This is a genomic window from Stenotrophomonas maltophilia group sp. RY12688 (genome assembly GCF_052149045.1).
Classification (GTDB): domain Bacteria; phylum Pseudomonadota; class Gammaproteobacteria; order Xanthomonadales; family Xanthomonadaceae; genus Stenotrophomonas; species Stenotrophomonas sepilia.
In genome coordinates this window covers 130,986-145,758 of record NZ_CP197389.1, presented here as the reverse complement: position 1 = coordinate 145,758, position 14,773 = coordinate 130,986, and the positions used below count along the sequence as shown (strand labels likewise).

Sequence of the window (14,773 nt, the reverse complement as noted above, 5' to 3'; positions counted from 1 at the left end):
TATTCTAGAAATATGGAAACATCTAATGCAATCACCGCCCTGACCGCCCTCGGCCATGCCACCCGCCTGGCTGCCTTCCGACTGCTGGTGGAGGCGGGCCCGGCAGGGCGCATGGCGGGCGACATCGCCACGGCCCTGCAGGTACCCCCAGCCACGCTCAGCTTCCACCTGAAGGAGCTGGTGCAGGCCGGGCTGGTGGAGAGCGAAAGCCAAGGCCGCCACGTCTGCTACCGCGCCAACTTCGATGCGATGAACGGCTTGGTCCAGTACCTGACGCACAACTGCTGCTCGGGCTCCCCGGATGAGCGGTGCACGGTGAGCGAACCGGCATGCAGGTGCTGAGATGAAACCCGACCCGGTGATTCGTGCAGGCACGCGCGACGACCTGTGCTCCATCCGTGACCTTCTGCAGCAGGCGCAGTTGCCCGTGGCCGATCTGGAAAGCAGCGAGGTGGCGTTTCTCGTCGCAGACCTCGACGGCGTTCCCGTGGGTGCCGTTGGATTGCAGATCTTCGGCGCGTCGGCCCTGCTTCGCTCGCTGGTGGTGTCCGACGACCGACGCAATACCGGCCTTGGGCGCGCGTTGCTGTCAGCGGCCGAGGACATGGCCCGCCGCATGCAGGTCAGGGAACTGGTGCTGCTGACAACGTCGGCAGGCCCATGGTTCGCGCGGCACGGCTATGCCGGATGCGATCGCGCGCAGATAGCCGAGGCGATCCGCAGCTCTGCCGAGTTCACTAGTCTCTGCCCGGCAAGCGCGCTTTGCATGTCCAAGCCACTCACTGACCACGGAAGCCACATGACCCGCAATGTCCTGTTCCTCTGCACCGGCAACAGCGCGCGCAGCGTGCTGGCTGAAGCCACCCTGCGCGCCTGGGGCGGCGATCGCTTCAGGGCTTTCAGTGCGGGCAGCCAGCCCACTGGCCAGATCAATCCCTTCGCGCTCGCCCAGTTGCAGGCCGAAGGAATGCCCATTGAAGGGCTGCGCAGCAAGTCGTGGGATGAGTTCGTAGATGCGGCCCCGATGGATCTGGTGATCACCGTGTGTGACGCGGCCGCTGCCGAAGCCTGCCCTGTGGTGTTCGGTGACTTCATCCGCAGCCACTGGGGCCTGCCCGATCCCGCCGCCGTGGCAGGCAGCGATGCCGACAAGGCCGCGGCCTTCGCACTGGCCCATGCCATCGTGAAAACGCGCCTGCGTGCGCTGCTCGCACTGCCCGAATCGGTGTGGTCCGAACGCGAAGCGCTGCAGCACGCGCTGGACCGGATCGGCCAGCTGCTGCCGACCGACGGCGCACAATGACGGTGCCACTGCCATGAGCCTGTTCGAGCGACACCTGACGCTGTGGGTTGTGCTGTGCATTGCGATGGGCACGCTGCTGGGCCACGTCCTGCCCGATGCCTTCGCGGTGCTGGCCTCCGCCGAAGTGGCCAAAGTCAACCTGCCGGTTGCGGTGCTGATCTGGCTGATGATCATCCCGATGCTGCTGAAGGTCGACTTCACTGCGATGCGCCAGTTGCAGCAGCACTGGAAGGGCATCGGCGTGACGCTGTTCATCAACTGGGCCGTGAAGCCGTTCTCGATGGCGCTGCTGGGCTGGCTGTTCCTGCGCCATGCCTTCGCGGACTGGTTGCCTGCAGCACAGATCGACAGCTACATCGCCGGGCTGATCCTGCTGGCGGCCGCGCCCTGCACCGCCATGGTGTTCGTGTGGAGCAACCTGTGCCGCGGTGATGCCAACTTCACCCTGAGCCAGGTGGCGTTGAACGACGCGATCATGGTGGTTGCCTACGCGCCGGTGGTTGCGCTGCTGCTGGGCCTGTCGGCGATCAGCGTGCCGTGGGACACCCTGCTGTTGTCGGTTGGCCTCTACATCGTGGTGCCCGTGCTGGTGGCCGCGTTGCTGCGGCGCTGGATCCTTTCGCGCAGCGGTGAGACGGGGCTGCAGCGTGCGCTTCGACGGCTGGGCCCGCTGTCGCTGTCCGCCCTGCTGCTGACGCTGGTGCTGCTGTTCGGGTTCCAGGGCCAGCAGATCGTGAAGCAACCGCTGGTGATCGCGCTGATTGCGGTGCCGATCCTGATCCAGGTCTATTTCACTTCGGGCCTGGCCTACCTTCTGAACCGCCGTCTGGGCGTGGCGCATTGCGTGGCCGGCCCGTCAGCGCTGATTGGTGCGAGCAACTTCTTCGAACTGGCTGTGGCCACAGCGGTGGGACTGTTCGGCGTGCACTCGGGAGCGGCGCTGGCCACCGTGGTGGGTGTGCTGATCGAGGTACCGGTCATGCTGTCCGTGGTGCGGATCGTGAACCGTACTCAGGCTTGGTACGAAGGACCCGAAGAGCGCTGACAACCAGAGTGGGGCGAGTTCGATTTACGTTCTTCGCTGCGCACTGTCGTCATCGGCCTGGTGGGGTACCCACATCCCTGTCATCAAGTTCGAATCATGTCGCATATTCTCCATGCTGCTACGGACGTTGCGGCACCTGCGTCCGCGACGGCTTAACAGCGTGCAAGAATGCTGAAAGCGTCTTCGATCAAACGCTGTTTGCAACTCGTCTGATTGGCGTTGCGCAGCGACAGCGGTACAGATGGCGGGCCACCGGAAGACGGGTGGCCGGGCCTCGAAAACCCGTCAGATCACGAACGTTGTTTGCGCTTGCCAGCCGGCGTCACCCCGCGTGGCGCCGGCTGGCATTCCGTCTGCCGGCTATGGCGGGCGGAGCGTGGAGGCCTTGCGCCTGCCGGTCTTGTTCGTGATCTCCCGGTTTTCGAGCCACGTCTCCGCCCGCCACCTTTGCGTGGCGGCTACCGTCTGTCCTGCACGGAGCACTGCCATGACCTCACCGGACTTCCCCCGCCTGCATCCGCATCGCTCGTCCGCCACTGGCGGTGAGCCCTCAAAGCACGCGGCTGCGACCGACCCGAACGCCTTCATCGCCACGCTTCACCGCATCGGCAAAGGCGCGGCCGCCGATGGCCAACCCTGGCCGGAGCGTCACCAGATGCCGGGCCGTTGCATGGCGCTGGCCGATGCGGACTGTGCACTGGCCGGCCAACGCGTGACGTTGGAGCTGCTGCTGGCGGCCGAGCGCGTGCGTCAGAACGGCGCGGAGGCCGAGTACGTGGGCGACCGGGTGATGGAAGGGCTGATCATGGCGTGCCTGACGATGAACGCACAGGCCAGCGCGCGCATGCAGCCGGACGGGTGACGCCGGCGCCACATCACTCGCAGAGCGCGCTGTCTTCCTTCAACGCGGCATCCTGCAGTGGCTGGCGCTGTTCGATCTGCTCACGTTGTTCCGCCGTCGGCTCGCCCAGCCACCACACACGGCAGCGCGCGGTAAGACGGCCGACCATCTTCGCTTCCGTCGGCGAATACAGCATCGCCAACGCGGTGCCGGGGCAGTCGTGGGCCTGGCAAGCGGTGTAGAACCACCATGGCTCGCCTTGCAGCACCAGCAGCTCGCCGGGCCCACTGGGTCCGCTCAACAGGCGTTGGCGCAGCGAGGGAATCTCCTTGTCGCTGGATTCGGCTGCCGAAGTACCCTTCATCAGGCTGTTGAAGGCCGCCAGCACCTTCGGGTCCTTGCGGCCGCAGTCGTCCACGGTACTGCCGCCGACCAGGGTGAAGAAGTGGGTCGCCAGCGGATTGTCCGCACAGGTCTGTTCGCCGCCGGCACTGGGGTCTTCCGGTTCACCTTCGTTGTCCCACACCGCGGGATCCACGCTGTCTTCGATGGACGGTTCCTTCTCGACCACCGTGGCCGTGGCGGCCAGAGCTTCGGTGGTTGGTGCTGGCGCCGCAGCAGGCGCGGCCTCGCCAGTCTTCTCCGGTGCCTGTCCGCAGGCTGCCAGCAGCGCGGCCATCATCGCCATCCCTGTGATTCGCGTCTTCATCGCGTGTCCTTGTCTGATCTGCGCTGCATCCACCGAATCGGCGGCCGCGTGATTCTAACCAGCGGCGCGCTAGGATGCGTCTGAAGTCTTCCCATCATCGCCAGGGCCTGGACGCATGCGCCGCACACGACTCGCCATGATCTTCTGCAGTGCCCTGCTGATGGCATCGCCGGCAAATGTCCACGATGCAGAAGGCGCGGAGCCTGCGCAGCCTCTCCCGGACGCAGCCCTGCCCGCACCGCTGGACCGTGTGCTGCGCAACTACGAGCAGGCGTGGCGCGGGGGTGATGCCAGGGCACTGGCTGCGCTCTTCGCCGAGGATGGCTTTGTGCTGCAGAGCAACCAGCCACCCGTGCGCGGGCGCACTGCGATCGAGGCTGCATATGCCGGACAGGGCGGCAGTCCGTTGCGGTTGCGTGCCTTGGCATATGCGGTGGAGGGGAACACGGGTTACATCGTCGGTGCGTACAGCTACGGCAACAACGTGGGCGATACCGGCAAGTTCACGCTCACGCTGAAGCGTGAGCGTGATGGGCCTTGGCTGATCTTTTCGGACATGGACAACAGCAACGCGCCGCCGCCGGCGCGGTGAGGGATTCCGCAGGGCATGGCCCGGCGCTACTGGGCGCCAACCAAGGTTGGCCGCTACCAGAAGCGGGTTCCGTCCTGGATCCACGCCATGCGTGGATGAGGCGCACAAGAAAAAACCCCGGCACCTGGCCGGGGTTTTTCGATTCACTTGAACAGCGTGTCCGGATACTCCGGTTTCTGTTCCCGCGCCAGCAGTGCGCGCAAGCCTTCTTCCGGGGTCTGCTCGCCATGCAGCACGGCACGCACACCGTCGGAGATCGGCAGGTCGATGCCATGGCGGCGTGCCTGTCGCATCACTTCGTCGGCGGTTTGCACCGACTCGACCACCTGACCGATCTCGCGCACGGCATCCTGCAGCGTCTGGCCGCGGCCCAGGGCCAGGCCCAGGCGGCGGTTGCGCGACAGGTCGCCGGTGCAGGTCAGCACCAGATCGCCCAGGCCGGCCAGGCCCATCAGCGTTTCCGGCTTGGCGCCGATCGCAGCGGCCAGGCGCAGCATTTCGTTGAGGCCGCGGGTGATCAGGCCGGCACGGGCGTTGAGGCCCAACTGCATGCCATCGGCCACGCCGGTGGCCACCGCCAGCACGTTCTTCATCGCGCCGCCCAGCTCGGCACCGACCATGTCGTCGCCGGTGTAGGCGCGGAACGCCGGGCCATGCATCGCCTCGGCCACCGTCTGCGCGAACTCGGGCACGTCGCCGTGCACGGTGATCGCGGTCGGCAGGCCCTGCGTGACTTCCTTGGCGAACGACGGCCCGGTGACGACGGCCAGCGGCACATCCTCACCCAGCACTTCGCGCGCCACTTCATGCAGGAAACGGCCCGAACCGGGTTCGAAGCCCTTGGTGGCCCAGGCCACGCCGGCACCGGCCGGTCGCAGCGGCGCCAGCGCACGCACGGTCTCGCCGAACGCGTGCGACGGCGTCACCACCAGGATCCAGGCCGCGCCCTGCACCGCCGACGCCAGATCGGTGGTGGCACGCAGGCTGTCCGGCAGCGGGATGCCCGGCAGGTAGCGCGGGTTCTCGTGGCGCTGGTCGATGGCCTCGACCACGGCCGCGTCGCGCCCCCACAGCACGGTCGGGTGACCGTGCCGTGCGAGCAGGCTGGCCAGCGCGGTTCCCCAGGAACCGGCGCCGAGCACGGCGATCTTGTCAGCGGGAGTGCTCATCCGTGACGTCGCGGCAGGAATCAGGCGTTGCCGGCCGGCTCGGAGTCAGCCAGCGACGGTGCGTCGCCCTGCTCCTGGCGCTGGCGCAGGGTTTCTGCGTACAGGCCTTCGAAGTTGATCGGCTGCAGGAAGAACGGCGGGAAGCCGCCGGCCTGGATCAGGTCGCTGATCAGCTGGCGCACGTACGGGAACAGGATGTTCGGGCACTGGGTGCCGAGCAGCACGTCGATCGACTGCGGGTCCAGGCCGACCAGGCCGAACACGCCGGCCTGCTTCACTTCGGCCACGTAGGCGGTGCGCTCACCGGCCTGGCAGGTCAGGGTCACGGCCAGCACGACTTCGAAGGCGTTCTCACCCAGGCGCTGCACCTGCTGGTTCAGGTTCAGCTGCAGCTCCGGCTGCACCTGGTCATTGAAGATGGTCGGCGCGTTCGGCGACTCGAAGGAGACGTCCTTGACGTAGATCTTCTCGACGGTGAAAGCGGGGCCGGTAGCGGCATCGACCGGCGCAGCGGCGCCGTTGGTGATCTCTTCGGACATTTCCAGTAACTCCAGGTGAATGCAATGAAAACGATGGTCGAACTACTGCGATGGGGGCGGGACCAGGCCCAGACAAGGCCGGATCCGCCACCTGCGGCAATCAGTTGCGGCCCTTGACCAGCGGCAGTTCGGCCTGCTGCCAGGCGGGAATGCCGCCATCGAGCACGTAGACCTTCTCGAAACCGGCCTTCTTCAGCGCCTTGGCGGCGGTTTCCGAAGCGTTGCCGCTGCGGCACACCAGCACCACCGGCGACTGCTTGGCATTGGCCACCAGCTTGTTTTCCGGGCCGAAGGCACTGGCCTGGGCATTGCGGCTGCCGGCAATGTGGCCCTTTTCGAAGTCACCGCTGGCCGACAGGTCGACCACCACCGTGCCGCCCGCGTTCATCAGCTGGGTCAGTTCGGCGGGCTTGATGCCCTTGAAGCCCCGGAACAGGCGGCGGATCTCGGTGACGATGATGGCCACGGTCAGGCCGACCAGGGCCGCGGACAGCATCGGGTTTCGGCCTGCAAAGGCCAGCAACTCTTCGTAATTCACTCAGGTCACGGGTCGATTAAGCGGGCGCCGATTGTCGCACAAGCCGGACGCGGCCCGTCACTGCCCCTTCCACAGGTCCGGCAGGCCGGCGGTCTGCCACCAGCGCTTGGCCTCCGGATCCCAGCGCCAGCGCTCGACCACGACCACGGTGCGCTCGGCCTGGGTGTTCTGGTTGATCACCCCGATTTCGACCCGGCGCTCGACCAGGCCACCGTCCAGCGAGGCGCTGCTGCGCTCGCGATAGGACGACACGCGCAGCTGCGCGTATCGGTTGAGCTCGAACTCGGTCGGCGGCTTTTCCTTGCGCAGCTTGGGGTCGAGGTAGCCGATGGCATCGTCCATGCTGCCCCAGCGGATGGTCGCCCCGTAGGCGATCTGGGTCTCTTCCAGCAGCTTGCGCTGCTTGCGGCTGAGGTCGTCGGCCGAGGCCACGGCACTGGCCAGCAGCAGGGAATACATCAGGAACTGGATGAGGCGGCGCATCGGTGGTTTCCCCAGAACGTCAGCCTGCCATCCTACCCTTTGGCGAAGGCAACAAAGCGACCGCTGAATTCGGCGGCGGGCTTGCCATCGGCACCGGGCTGGGTGGCGATGATGCTGATGCGGGCCTTGCGGCGCTGCCGGAAGGTATTCAGGAAGGCGTCCCAGCCGGTGGCTTCGGCCGCTTCGGCGTGGGCGTGCAGGTCCTCATAGACCGGCGCCAGATAGCGCAGGTTGCTGTCGGCCACATAGACCTCGGCATCGTGGCCGGCCAGGCGCAGGCGCAGGCTGACCAGCGCCCAGCCGGACAGGGTCAGCACCGAGGCCAGGCTGCCGCCGAAGGCGTTGCCCTTGTCGTTGACGTTGGCCGCCAGCGGCGCGGTGATGCGCAGCACGCCATCGGCATAGCCGTCGAGCTGGATCTGCATGGCGCGGACCGCCGGCATGCAGTCCAGCACGTCCTGCAGGGCGGCCAACGAGGAAGTCAGGGCATCAACGGACATCGGAGCAGCGACCACGACAACGAAGGGCCCGCATAATGCAGGCAATGGTCGACCATACGATACCCACTGGCGCCACCCGTTCCGGCCCGCGCTGGACCCTGATCTCGCTGCGCCCGCGGGGCCAGAACGTGGCGCTGCGCCGCGCCGTTGCCGGGCTGGGCGGGAATGTCCTGGCCCTGGCGCCCTGGCGCCTGCAGCGCCTGCAGGGCACGGCTGTGGTGCGCCAGCTGCAACGCGCGCTGAACTGCGACCGGGTGGTGTTCACCAGCCCGGCCGCCGTTGCCGCAGCCGCGTCCCTGCTGCCGCTGGCCGGCGTGCAGCGCAGCCCGTGGCTGACCGTGGGCGAAGGCACTGCGCGCGCATTGCAGGCACATGGCATCACCGAGGTGCACGCGCCGCAGCGGATGGACAGTGAAGGCCTGCTGGCGCTGCCGGTGCTGGCCGACGTACAGGGCCTGCGCATCGGACTGGTGACCGCGCCCGCCGGGCGTGGCCTGATTGCCGCGCAGCTGCAGGCGGCGGGCGCCACGATCGAACGTGCCGACGTCTACAAGCGTCGCCTGCTGCGACTGCCCCCGCGAACGCTGGCGCGATTGGCGCATTCAGCACAGCCGTGGGTACTGGCCGTGAGCAGTGGCGAAGCGCTGCAGCATTTCTGGCAACAGCTTCCGCCGGCCGGGCAGCAGCGCCTGCGGGCGTCTGCCCGCGTGGTGGTTGCCAGTGACCGCCTCGGCGAACAGGCGCAGGCGCTCGGCCTGCAGCGCATCACACGCAGCGCCGGCCCCACCGCTGCGCAGCTGGTGGCCGCTGCACACGCCACGCTCACCGTCCCGGCAGCGACCTGAACAGGGACGTGGATCACGCTTGCCGCTGCCGTCGGCAACGGTGATGCTGTGCACAACGCAGCCTGCCGGCACCCCGACCGGCGACGTTGCCGACAAGGAAGCCTGATGAACGATACTCCGCCCGCACCCCCACCCCATCGACCCGTGCGCTGGCTGCTGCCGCTGGCCGCCGTGGTCGTGCTCGGCGCGGGCGGCTATGCCGGCTGGTACGTCTGGCAGCAGCAACAGAACGAACAGGCAGCGCAGGCACAGACCACCGCCGTACAGCTGAAGGGCCTGGAGGCCACGCTGGATGCGCTGCGCCGTGACCAGCGTGCGACCAGCCAGCGCCTGCAGGACGCGGCGACCACCAACCGCGTGCTGCGCGACGAGATGCTGGGACTCTCGCAGCGCAGCGCTTTGCTGGAAGAGAACCTGGCCAAGCTGGCCGACAGCGCCAACCAGGGCCGCCAGGCGGTGCAGCGCGACGAGGCCGAGCTGCTGCTGACCCAGGCTGCGCAGCGTCTGAACTACGCCGACGACGTGGACGGCGCACGCCGCCTGTATGCACAGGCGGCCACCGCACTGGCCGAACTGCCCGACGCTGATGGCCTGAACCTGCGCCAGGCGCTGGTGCAGGAGCGCGAGGCGCTGGATGCGCTCGGCACCGGCCCGCGCGTGCAGTCGCTGCAGCGCCTGGATGCCGTGGCCCGCGCGCTGCAGGGCCTGCCCTCGCAGATCACCGGCACGACCGGCAGCAGCACCGCCAAGCCCTGGTGGCAGGCCACGCTGGCACCGTTCGTGGACATCACCCCGAGCCGCCAGAACGGCCCGCTGACGGCCGCCGAACAGCGCAACGCCGACGATGCCCTGCAGCTGGAATTGACGTTGGCGCGCGCCGCGATCGAGCGCGGCGACCGCGCGGGCCGCAACACCGCTCTGGACCGCGTGGAGCAGTGGGCACAGCGGCGCTGGCCGGATTCACCGGCCCTGCGCGCGCAACGTGCTGAACTGAAGGCCTTGCGCGAACTGCCGCTGCAGGCCAACGACGCTGTCCTTGGCAGCACCCTGCAACAACTGCGCACCCAGACCGACCGGAGGTAAGCCCGCATGAAACCACTGCAATCCCTGGTCGTGCTGTTGCTGGCCGTGGCCATCGGCGTGGTCGCCGCGCAATGGCTCGGCGCCGATGACCTGAACCGCTTCGGCGAAGTGACCCTGCGCTACGGCGGCTACGACTATCACAGCAACCTGCCGAAGGTAGCGCTGCTGGCAGTGATCACGGTGCTGGTGCTGTGGCTGCTGTGGAGCCTGATCGCTGCACCGTTCCGTGCCTGGGGCCGCTACCGCCGCAAGCAGGGCCGGGTGCGCCTGATCGACGGCCTGCAGGCCTACGAGCATGGCCAGTGGCAGCGTGCGGAGAAGCTGCTGGACGGCGCCGCCAGGGACCCGGAAGTGAGCGCGGTGGCACTGGCCACCGCCGTGCGCAGCGCGCAGGCACGGGCCGATGGCCCCGCCGGAGAGGCGCTGCTGCAGCGCCTGGGTGAAAGTGACGCCACCCTGCAGGCACTGCTGCGCGCCGAACAGCTGCTGGCGCGCGATCTGCCGGTCGATGCGATCAACGCGCTGGACGTAGCGGCGATCCAGCCGCTGCCACCACGCGGCCTGTGGCTGCGTACCGAAGCGCTGGCACAGGCCGGCCGCGCCCACGAAGCGTATGGCCAGCTGGGTGCGCTGCGCCAGAGCAAGGTGCTGCCGGCCGACGCGAACAGCGAACTGGAGGCACGCCTGGCCGCACAGGCGCTGCTGGAAGCGGCCGACGTCAACGCGCTGGCCGCACAGTGGGAGGCCACCCCGAAGGCGCTGCGCCCCACCCCGGACGTGGTGGGCGCCTATGCCAGCCGTGCGGTGGCGCTGGACTGGGATGAGCCGGCGCTGCTGGCGCTGGAACAGGCACTGGACCAGCGTTGGAATGACGATCTGGTGGCGCTGTATGGCCGCCTGCCCGCCGAGCGCCTGGCCACCCGCCAGGCCAATCTGGCGCGCTGGCGCAACGTGCATGACGGCTCGGCCGCGCTGCGCCTGGCCCAGGGCCGCGTGGCCCTGGGCCAGCAGCAATGGGATGCCGCCGATGCGTTCCTGCACGAGGCCATTGCCGCTGGCGCCGGTGCACCGGCGTGGGAAGCGCTGGGTGAAGTGTTCGCGCAACGTGGCGAACACGCGCTGGCCGCGCAGTGCCTGGCCAATGCGCTGCGCCTGCAGCGCGGCGAGGACAGCGTGGAACTGGTGCGTGGCACCGAGACGCCGCTGCGCGCCACGGTGGAGGAGCAGCCCATCGTTGCACAGCCGCCGGTGTATGACGCCAACGAAGAGCGCGACGAATTCGGCAACCCGCGGTTGCCCTGATGGGTAGTGCTGGCCGCTGGCCGGCATCCACCGGTGAATTTGGCACCCACCAGAGCAACAATCCGAACAAAAAAAACGCCGCCCGATGGGCGGCGTTTTCAGTTCCAGGAGTGCCGGCCGGATCGTGCCGACCAACGGTCGGCACCCACCGATGGATGCGATCAGCGTTCGACGATCGCCACCACGCCCATGCCGCCAGCGGTGCAGATCGACACCAGTGCGCGGCCACCGCCGCGTTCGGCCAGCTGCTTGGCTGCCGTGGCGATCACGCGTGCGCCGGTAGCGGCGAACGGGTGGCCGGTGGCCAGCGACGAGCCCAGCAGGTTGATCTTGTCCGGGTCGATGCGGCCCAGCGGCGCGTCCAGGCCCAGGCGGTTGCGGCAGTAGTCCTCGCTCTCCCACGCACGCAGGGTGCACAACACCTGTGCGGCAAAGGCTTCGTGGATCTCGTAGATGTCGAAGTCCTGCAGGGTCAGGCCGTTGCGCTTGAGCATCTCCGGCACCGCGATGGTCGGTGCCATCAGCAGGCCTTCGCCGTGCACGAAGTCCACCGCGGCGACGTGCGCGTCACGCAGGTAAGCCTGGGGTTCATGGCCATGCGCGCGTGCCCACTCTTCGCTGGCCAGCAGCACTGCAGCGGCACCGTCAGTCAGCGGGGTGGAGTTGGCGGCGGTGAGCGTGCCACGCCCGGAAACCTTGTCGAACGCCGGCTTCAGCGTGGCCAGCTTTTCCAGCGAGGTGTCCGGGCGCAGGATGTTGTCGCGCTCGACGCCACGGAACGGTGCGATCAGGTCGTTGAAGAAGCCACGCTCGTAGGCGGCGGCCAGCTTCTTGTGCGACGACACCGCCCACTCATCCTGCGAGTCGCGCGAGATGTTCCACTCCTTCGCCATGTCCTCGCAGTGGTCGCCCATGCTCTTGCCGGTGCGCGGCTCGGCCACGCCCGGGAACTCGGGCTTGAGCTCGGAGAACTTGAAACCGGCGGTGAGCGCACGGATCTTGTCGCCGGTGCTCTTGGCGCGGTTGGCCGCCAGCAGGCGTGCACGCAGTTTCTTGCCGTAGACGATCGGCACGTCGGAGGTGGTGTCCGAACCACCGCCGATGCCCGATTCGATCTGGCCCAGCGCGATCTTGTTGGCCACGGTGATGATGCTGTCCAGCGAGGTACCGCAGGCACGCTGCAGGGTGATGCCCGGGGTCAGCGGCGACAGGCCGGACGACAGCGTGGCTTCGCGGCCCAGGTTCCAGTCGCTGGAATGCTTGATCACCGCGCCCATCGCCACTTCACCCAGCTGCTGGCCATGCAGGCCGAACCGTTCGACCAGCGCACCCAGCGTACGGACCGACATGCCGAGGTTGCCGACATCCGAATACGCGGTGTTCTGGCGGCAGAACGGAATGCGGACGCCACCGAGGATGGCGACGGGACGAGCGTTGGGCATGGAGATACCTGGCATGGATGAGGGTGTCTGCAACATGGCCTGCACGACGGAGCAGGCATAATGGAGCCAAGTGTAGCTGCCGCCCTGTGATGGGCCAACCGTGGAACCATGAGCAAACCCGACCCCGCGATGAATGCCCTTGGCGTGCTGGCCCTGGAACTGGCCGGCGGCGAAATCCCCCGCCAGGCGGTGCTCAGCGCTGAACAGGCCGGTGAACTGGCCGAACGCGTCGGCCGTGACCTGGCCAAGCTGGTGCCACAGGTGGCCGAGCTGGACCTGGTGTTCGCCGCCGCGCATTTCGACCCGGCCGAAGTGCTGCGTCCGGGCTGGCCGATCCATCGCCGCCTGGAAGAACTGCAGATGCGTGCCCCGGGCCGCAACCAGGGCCCGCGCCTGCTGGCTTTCGGTACCGATGCCGAAGGTGACGTGCCACTGCCGCTCCAGGCCGATGCCACGCTGGTGGGCGGTGGCCTGCGCGTGGTGCCGTTCCTGCTGACCGGCAGCGACGTGGCCACCACCAGCGCGGTCGCCGATGCGCTGGAAGAAACCTTGCTGGCCAACGGCATGGCGCACGCCGACACCGCGCTGATGGCGCAGAACACCTTCGGTGCCCGCATCGAGCACGCGCGCTATTTCACCGTGAACGACCTGGCCGCGATGATGTCGATGCAGTACGACAACCAGGGCCTGGCCGCACTGTGGCCGCTGATCGAGACCGCGATCATGGCGCCGGGCGAGGACGAGTGGCTCAATGCCGCGCCCGAGCCGCTGCTGCGCTATACGCATGGCGAAGCACGCATGGCGCTGTTCGACCCGGCCGGTTGGTGCGCGCACTACAGTCACAGCAAGAACGACTGCGATCGCCTGAAGGGCATCTACGAGCAGTTCCTGATGCGCCAGCGACAGATGGCCGCGGTGCTGGAAGCACATGGCGTGCCGGTACTGTTCGTGCACTGCGAGGCCGGGCAGGACGCGCGCGAACTGCTGGCGCGCTGATCCGGGTGATATGTGGGTAGTGCCGGCCGCTGGCCGGCACCCTCCGGATCTGTGATTGCCGGCCAGCGGCCGGCACTACCCATCAGGAAAAACGCCGGCTTGTGCCGGCGTTCTTTGTTTCTTACGGGGCCTTCTGGATCACCGCACAGGCCAGGCGCGCGCCGGCGTTGCCGGTCGGCTGGGTCTTGTAGTCGTCCGCGTCGGCGTGGACGATCAGGCCGCGGCCGATGATGTCGAAGTCATCACCCTTGCCGATGTTGACGTTGCTCGACACCGGGCCGTCGATGGTGGCCACGCCCTTGTCGTCGGCCTTGATGTTGGGCATGTCGCCGCCGTGGTGCGGATCGGTGGCGACGTTGCCGTGATCCTGCTTGCCCGGGTTGAAGTGGCCGCCGGCGCTCATGCCGTCCGGCGCGCTGCAGTCGCCCTTCTCGTGGATGTGGAAGCCATGTTCGCTGCCCGGCTTCAGGCCGGTGATCTGGCCGGTCACGTGGACCTTGCCATCAACCACCTTGAAGGTGACGCTGCCCTTGGTCTCGTTGCCCTGGGTCGGTGCCAGTTCGGCCGTTGCCGAAGCATCGCCCGTCGGTGCAGCCGCCGGTGCCGGCGCTGCAGCCGGTTCGGTGGTGGCGCCGTCAGCCGGCGCGGCCGGCGGGGTTTCAGTCTGCGGCGCGGCGGGCTGCTGGTTGCAGGCCGCCAGGCCCAGCGCGGCGATGGCCGCAAACAGCGAAGTGTGGATCAGACGCATTGGAATCTCTCCCTCGATGATGCCTGCAGTGATCAGCGGACGACCCGGATCACGCCACAGGCGATGCGGACGCCGGCATTGCCGGCGGGCTGGCTGCGATAGTCGTCGGCGTTGGCATGCACGACCAGTGCGCGTCCGGCGATATCGGTGGCGGCGCCTCCGCCAAGGGTAACCCCCTTGAGGTGGATATCGACGTTGGCGCGGCCCTGGGCGTCGGCACGCAGATTGTCCATGTCGCCCAGGTGGTGCTTGCCGGTGCCGGCGCGGCCATGCGCAGCGCCACCGGGATTGAAGTGATTGCCGGCACTGCTGGCATCCACCGCACTGCAGTCGCCGCGCTCATGGATGTGGAAGCCGGCCTGCTGCATCGGCTGCAGGCCACCGACCAGGCCGGTGATGTGGATGCCACCGGGCTCCACCATCAGCGCGATGCGGCCACTGACGATGCTGGCCGAGGCCGGCGCGAGATTGGCCTCGCCCTGCTTCGCAGCACTGACCACGGTCGGCGGTGGCGGCGTGGGTTCGGCCTTCTTCGGTGCACTGCCACAGGCAGACAGCAGCACGGCGGCGGACAACGGCAGGATGGCAAAGGACAGACGCATCGAAGACTCCTTGCAGGTGACACTACGGACGGCATC

General features: G+C 67.9%; 18 protein-coding genes and 1 pseudogene. 10 read left to right on the top strand and 9 right to left on the bottom strand.

Annotation, left to right across the window (positions count from 1 at the left end):
• Positions 1-12 precede the first annotated feature (12 nt).
• The 5 genes and pseudogenes from ACS0OT_RS00640 (at position 13) to ACS0OT_RS00620 (ending at position 3,210) form a co-directional block, all read left to right on the top strand.
• Positions 13-342 carry an ArsR/SmtB family transcription factor gene (locus ACS0OT_RS00640; RefSeq protein ID WP_442255991.1) on the top strand — a complete coding sequence of 110 codons (330 nt, stop codon included), beginning with the start codon at positions 13-15 and terminating at the stop codon, positions 340-342.
• 1 nt (position 343) lies between these two features.
• A pseudogene (gene arsN2 / locus ACS0OT_RS00635) lies at positions 344-763 on the top strand (arsenic resistance N-acetyltransferase ArsN2); the annotation flags it as partial.
• A 36-nt stretch (positions 764-799) separates the two neighbouring features.
• The gene (locus tag ACS0OT_RS00630) at positions 800-1,303 is read left to right on the top strand and encodes an arsenate reductase ArsC (protein WP_235646199.1); all 504 of its coding nucleotides are present in this window, start codon (positions 800-802) and stop codon (positions 1,301-1,303) included.
• Between the two features lie 13 nt (positions 1,304-1,316).
• Positions 1,317-2,348 carry an ACR3 family arsenite efflux transporter gene (gene arsB, locus ACS0OT_RS00625; protein ID WP_005420922.1) on the top strand — a complete coding sequence of 344 codons (1,032 nt, stop codon included), beginning with the start codon at positions 1,317-1,319 and terminating at the stop codon, positions 2,346-2,348.
• Between the two features lie 487 nt (positions 2,349-2,835).
• On the top strand, positions 2,836-3,210 hold the full coding sequence (locus ACS0OT_RS00620) for a hypothetical protein (protein ID WP_065178711.1): 375 nt from the start codon (positions 2,836-2,838) through the stop codon (positions 3,208-3,210).
• Between the two features lie 13 nt (positions 3,211-3,223).
• Here the strand turns inward: ACS0OT_RS00620 and ACS0OT_RS00615 are convergent, their stop codons facing one another.
• Positions 3,224-3,898 carry a hypothetical protein gene (locus tag ACS0OT_RS00615; RefSeq protein WP_065178710.1) on the bottom strand — a complete coding sequence of 225 codons (675 nt, stop codon included), beginning with the start codon at positions 3,896-3,898 and terminating at the stop codon, positions 3,224-3,226.
• 136 nt (positions 3,899-4,034) lie between these two features.
• Here ACS0OT_RS00615 and ACS0OT_RS00610 point away from each other — a divergent pair, with 136 nt between their 5' ends.
• Positions 4,035-4,490: a YybH family protein gene (locus ACS0OT_RS00610; protein WP_139726586.1), complete on the top strand. Its 456-nt coding sequence runs from the start codon at positions 4,035-4,037 to the stop codon at positions 4,488-4,490.
• Between the two features lie 143 nt (positions 4,491-4,633).
• Here ACS0OT_RS00610 and ACS0OT_RS00605 read toward each other — a convergent pair whose 3' ends face one another.
• From ACS0OT_RS00605 to ACS0OT_RS00585, 5 genes are all read right to left on the bottom strand, one after another.
• The gene (locus ACS0OT_RS00605) at positions 4,634-5,659 is read right to left on the bottom strand and encodes an NAD(P)H-dependent glycerol-3-phosphate dehydrogenase (RefSeq protein WP_065195990.1); all 1,026 of its coding nucleotides are present in this window, start codon (positions 5,657-5,659) and stop codon (positions 4,634-4,636) included.
• Between the two features lie 20 nt (positions 5,660-5,679).
• Entirely contained in the window at positions 5,680-6,198 is a 519-nt protein-coding gene (gene secB, locus ACS0OT_RS00600) for a protein-export chaperone SecB (protein ID WP_005407596.1), read from the bottom strand.
• 100 nt (positions 6,199-6,298) lie between these two features.
• Complete coding sequence (locus ACS0OT_RS00595; protein ID WP_053497787.1) at positions 6,299-6,736, bottom strand: rhodanese-like domain-containing protein; 438 nt, start codon at positions 6,734-6,736, stop codon at positions 6,299-6,301.
• Between the two features lie 57 nt (positions 6,737-6,793).
• Complete coding sequence (locus tag ACS0OT_RS00590) at positions 6,794-7,219, bottom strand: hypothetical protein (protein ID WP_061479368.1); 426 nt, start codon at positions 7,217-7,219, stop codon at positions 6,794-6,796.
• 32 nt (positions 7,220-7,251) lie between these two features.
• The gene (locus ACS0OT_RS00585; protein WP_005407593.1) at positions 7,252-7,719 is read right to left on the bottom strand and encodes a YiiD C-terminal domain-containing protein; all 468 of its coding nucleotides are present in this window, start codon (positions 7,717-7,719) and stop codon (positions 7,252-7,254) included.
• A gap of 35 nt (positions 7,720-7,754) precedes the next feature.
• On the opposite strand from ACS0OT_RS00585, the gene ACS0OT_RS00580 reads away from it, so the two are divergent.
• The 3 genes from ACS0OT_RS00580 (at position 7,755) to ACS0OT_RS00570 (ending at position 10,949) form a co-directional block, all read left to right on the top strand.
• A complete protein-coding gene (locus ACS0OT_RS00580; protein ID WP_065195988.1) occupies positions 7,755-8,564 on the top strand; it encodes a uroporphyrinogen-III synthase in 810 nt (269 codons plus the stop codon).
• 105 nt (positions 8,565-8,669) lie between these two features.
• Positions 8,670-9,647: a uroporphyrinogen-III C-methyltransferase gene (locus ACS0OT_RS00575; RefSeq protein ID WP_442255988.1), complete on the top strand. Its 978-nt coding sequence runs from the start codon at positions 8,670-8,672 to the stop codon at positions 9,645-9,647.
• 6 nt (positions 9,648-9,653) lie between these two features.
• Positions 9,654-10,949, top strand: a complete 1,296-nt coding sequence (locus ACS0OT_RS00570) for a heme biosynthesis HemY N-terminal domain-containing protein (RefSeq protein WP_139726583.1) — start codon at positions 9,654-9,656, stop codon at positions 10,947-10,949.
• A gap of 161 nt (positions 10,950-11,110) precedes the next feature.
• On the opposite strand, the gene ACS0OT_RS00565 is transcribed toward ACS0OT_RS00570, so the two are convergent.
• Positions 11,111-12,406, bottom strand: coding sequence for an acetyl-CoA C-acetyltransferase (locus ACS0OT_RS00565; protein ID WP_005420942.1), 1,296 nt, complete (start codon positions 12,404-12,406; stop codon positions 11,111-11,113).
• Between the two features lie 93 nt (positions 12,407-12,499).
• Here ACS0OT_RS00565 and ACS0OT_RS00560 point away from each other — a divergent pair, with 93 nt between their 5' ends.
• Positions 12,500-13,387, top strand: coding sequence for a hypothetical protein (locus ACS0OT_RS00560; protein WP_329953168.1), 888 nt, complete (start codon positions 12,500-12,502; stop codon positions 13,385-13,387).
• Positions 13,388-13,508: 121 nt separating this feature from the next.
• Here the strand turns inward: ACS0OT_RS00560 and ACS0OT_RS00555 are convergent, their stop codons facing one another.
• Positions 13,509-14,135 (bottom strand): superoxide dismutase family protein, encoded by a 627-nt coding sequence (locus ACS0OT_RS00555; RefSeq protein ID WP_053497798.1) that lies wholly within the window; start codon positions 14,133-14,135, stop codon positions 13,509-13,511.
• A 32-nt stretch (positions 14,136-14,167) separates the two neighbouring features.
• Positions 14,168-14,737: a superoxide dismutase family protein gene (locus ACS0OT_RS00550; protein ID WP_049439225.1), complete on the bottom strand. Its 570-nt coding sequence runs from the start codon at positions 14,735-14,737 to the stop codon at positions 14,168-14,170.
• Positions 14,738-14,773 lie beyond the last annotated feature (36 nt).

Coding starts and splice junctions, on each gene's coding strand:
- ACS0OT_RS00615 (WP_065178710.1), bottom strand. CDS start 3,898: ATGAAGACGCGAATCACAGGGATGGCGATGATGGCCGCGCTGCTGGCA.
- ACS0OT_RS00555 (WP_053497798.1), bottom strand. CDS start 14,135: ATGCGTCTGATCCACACTTCGCTGTTTGCGGCCATCGCCGCGCTGGGC.
- ACS0OT_RS00570 (WP_139726583.1), top strand. CDS start 9,654: ATGAAACCACTGCAATCCCTGGTCGTGCTGTTGCTGGCCGTGGCCATC.
- ACS0OT_RS00585 (WP_005407593.1), bottom strand. CDS start 7,719: ATGTCCGTTGATGCCCTGACTTCCTCGTTGGCCGCCCTGCAGGACGTG.
- arsB (WP_005420922.1), top strand. CDS start 1,317: ATGAGCCTGTTCGAGCGACACCTGACGCTGTGGGTTGTGCTGTGCATT.
- ACS0OT_RS00620 (WP_065178711.1), top strand. CDS start 2,836: ATGACCTCACCGGACTTCCCCCGCCTGCATCCGCATCGCTCGTCCGCC.
- ACS0OT_RS00605 (WP_065195990.1), bottom strand. CDS start 5,659: ATGAGCACTCCCGCTGACAAGATCGCCGTGCTCGGCGCCGGTTCCTGG.
- ACS0OT_RS00640 (WP_442255991.1), top strand. CDS start 13: ATGGAAACATCTAATGCAATCACCGCCCTGACCGCCCTCGGCCATGCC.
- ACS0OT_RS00610 (WP_139726586.1), top strand. CDS start 4,035: ATGATCTTCTGCAGTGCCCTGCTGATGGCATCGCCGGCAAATGTCCAC.
- ACS0OT_RS00550 (WP_049439225.1), bottom strand. CDS start 14,737: ATGCGTCTGTCCTTTGCCATCCTGCCGTTGTCCGCCGCCGTGCTGCTG.
- ACS0OT_RS00560 (WP_329953168.1), top strand. CDS start 12,500: ATGAGCAAACCCGACCCCGCGATGAATGCCCTTGGCGTGCTGGCCCTG.
- secB (WP_005407596.1), bottom strand. CDS start 6,198: ATGTCCGAAGAGATCACCAACGGCGCCGCTGCGCCGGTCGATGCCGCT.
- ACS0OT_RS00575 (WP_442255988.1), top strand. CDS start 8,670: ATGAACGATACTCCGCCCGCACCCCCACCCCATCGACCCGTGCGCTGG.
- ACS0OT_RS00590 (WP_061479368.1), bottom strand. CDS start 7,219: ATGCGCCGCCTCATCCAGTTCCTGATGTATTCCCTGCTGCTGGCCAGT.
- ACS0OT_RS00580 (WP_065195988.1), top strand. CDS start 7,755: ATGCAGGCAATGGTCGACCATACGATACCCACTGGCGCCACCCGTTCC.
- ACS0OT_RS00565 (WP_005420942.1), bottom strand. CDS start 12,406: ATGCCAGGTATCTCCATGCCCAACGCTCGTCCCGTCGCCATCCTCGGT.
- ACS0OT_RS00630 (WP_235646199.1), top strand. CDS start 800: ATGACCCGCAATGTCCTGTTCCTCTGCACCGGCAACAGCGCGCGCAGC.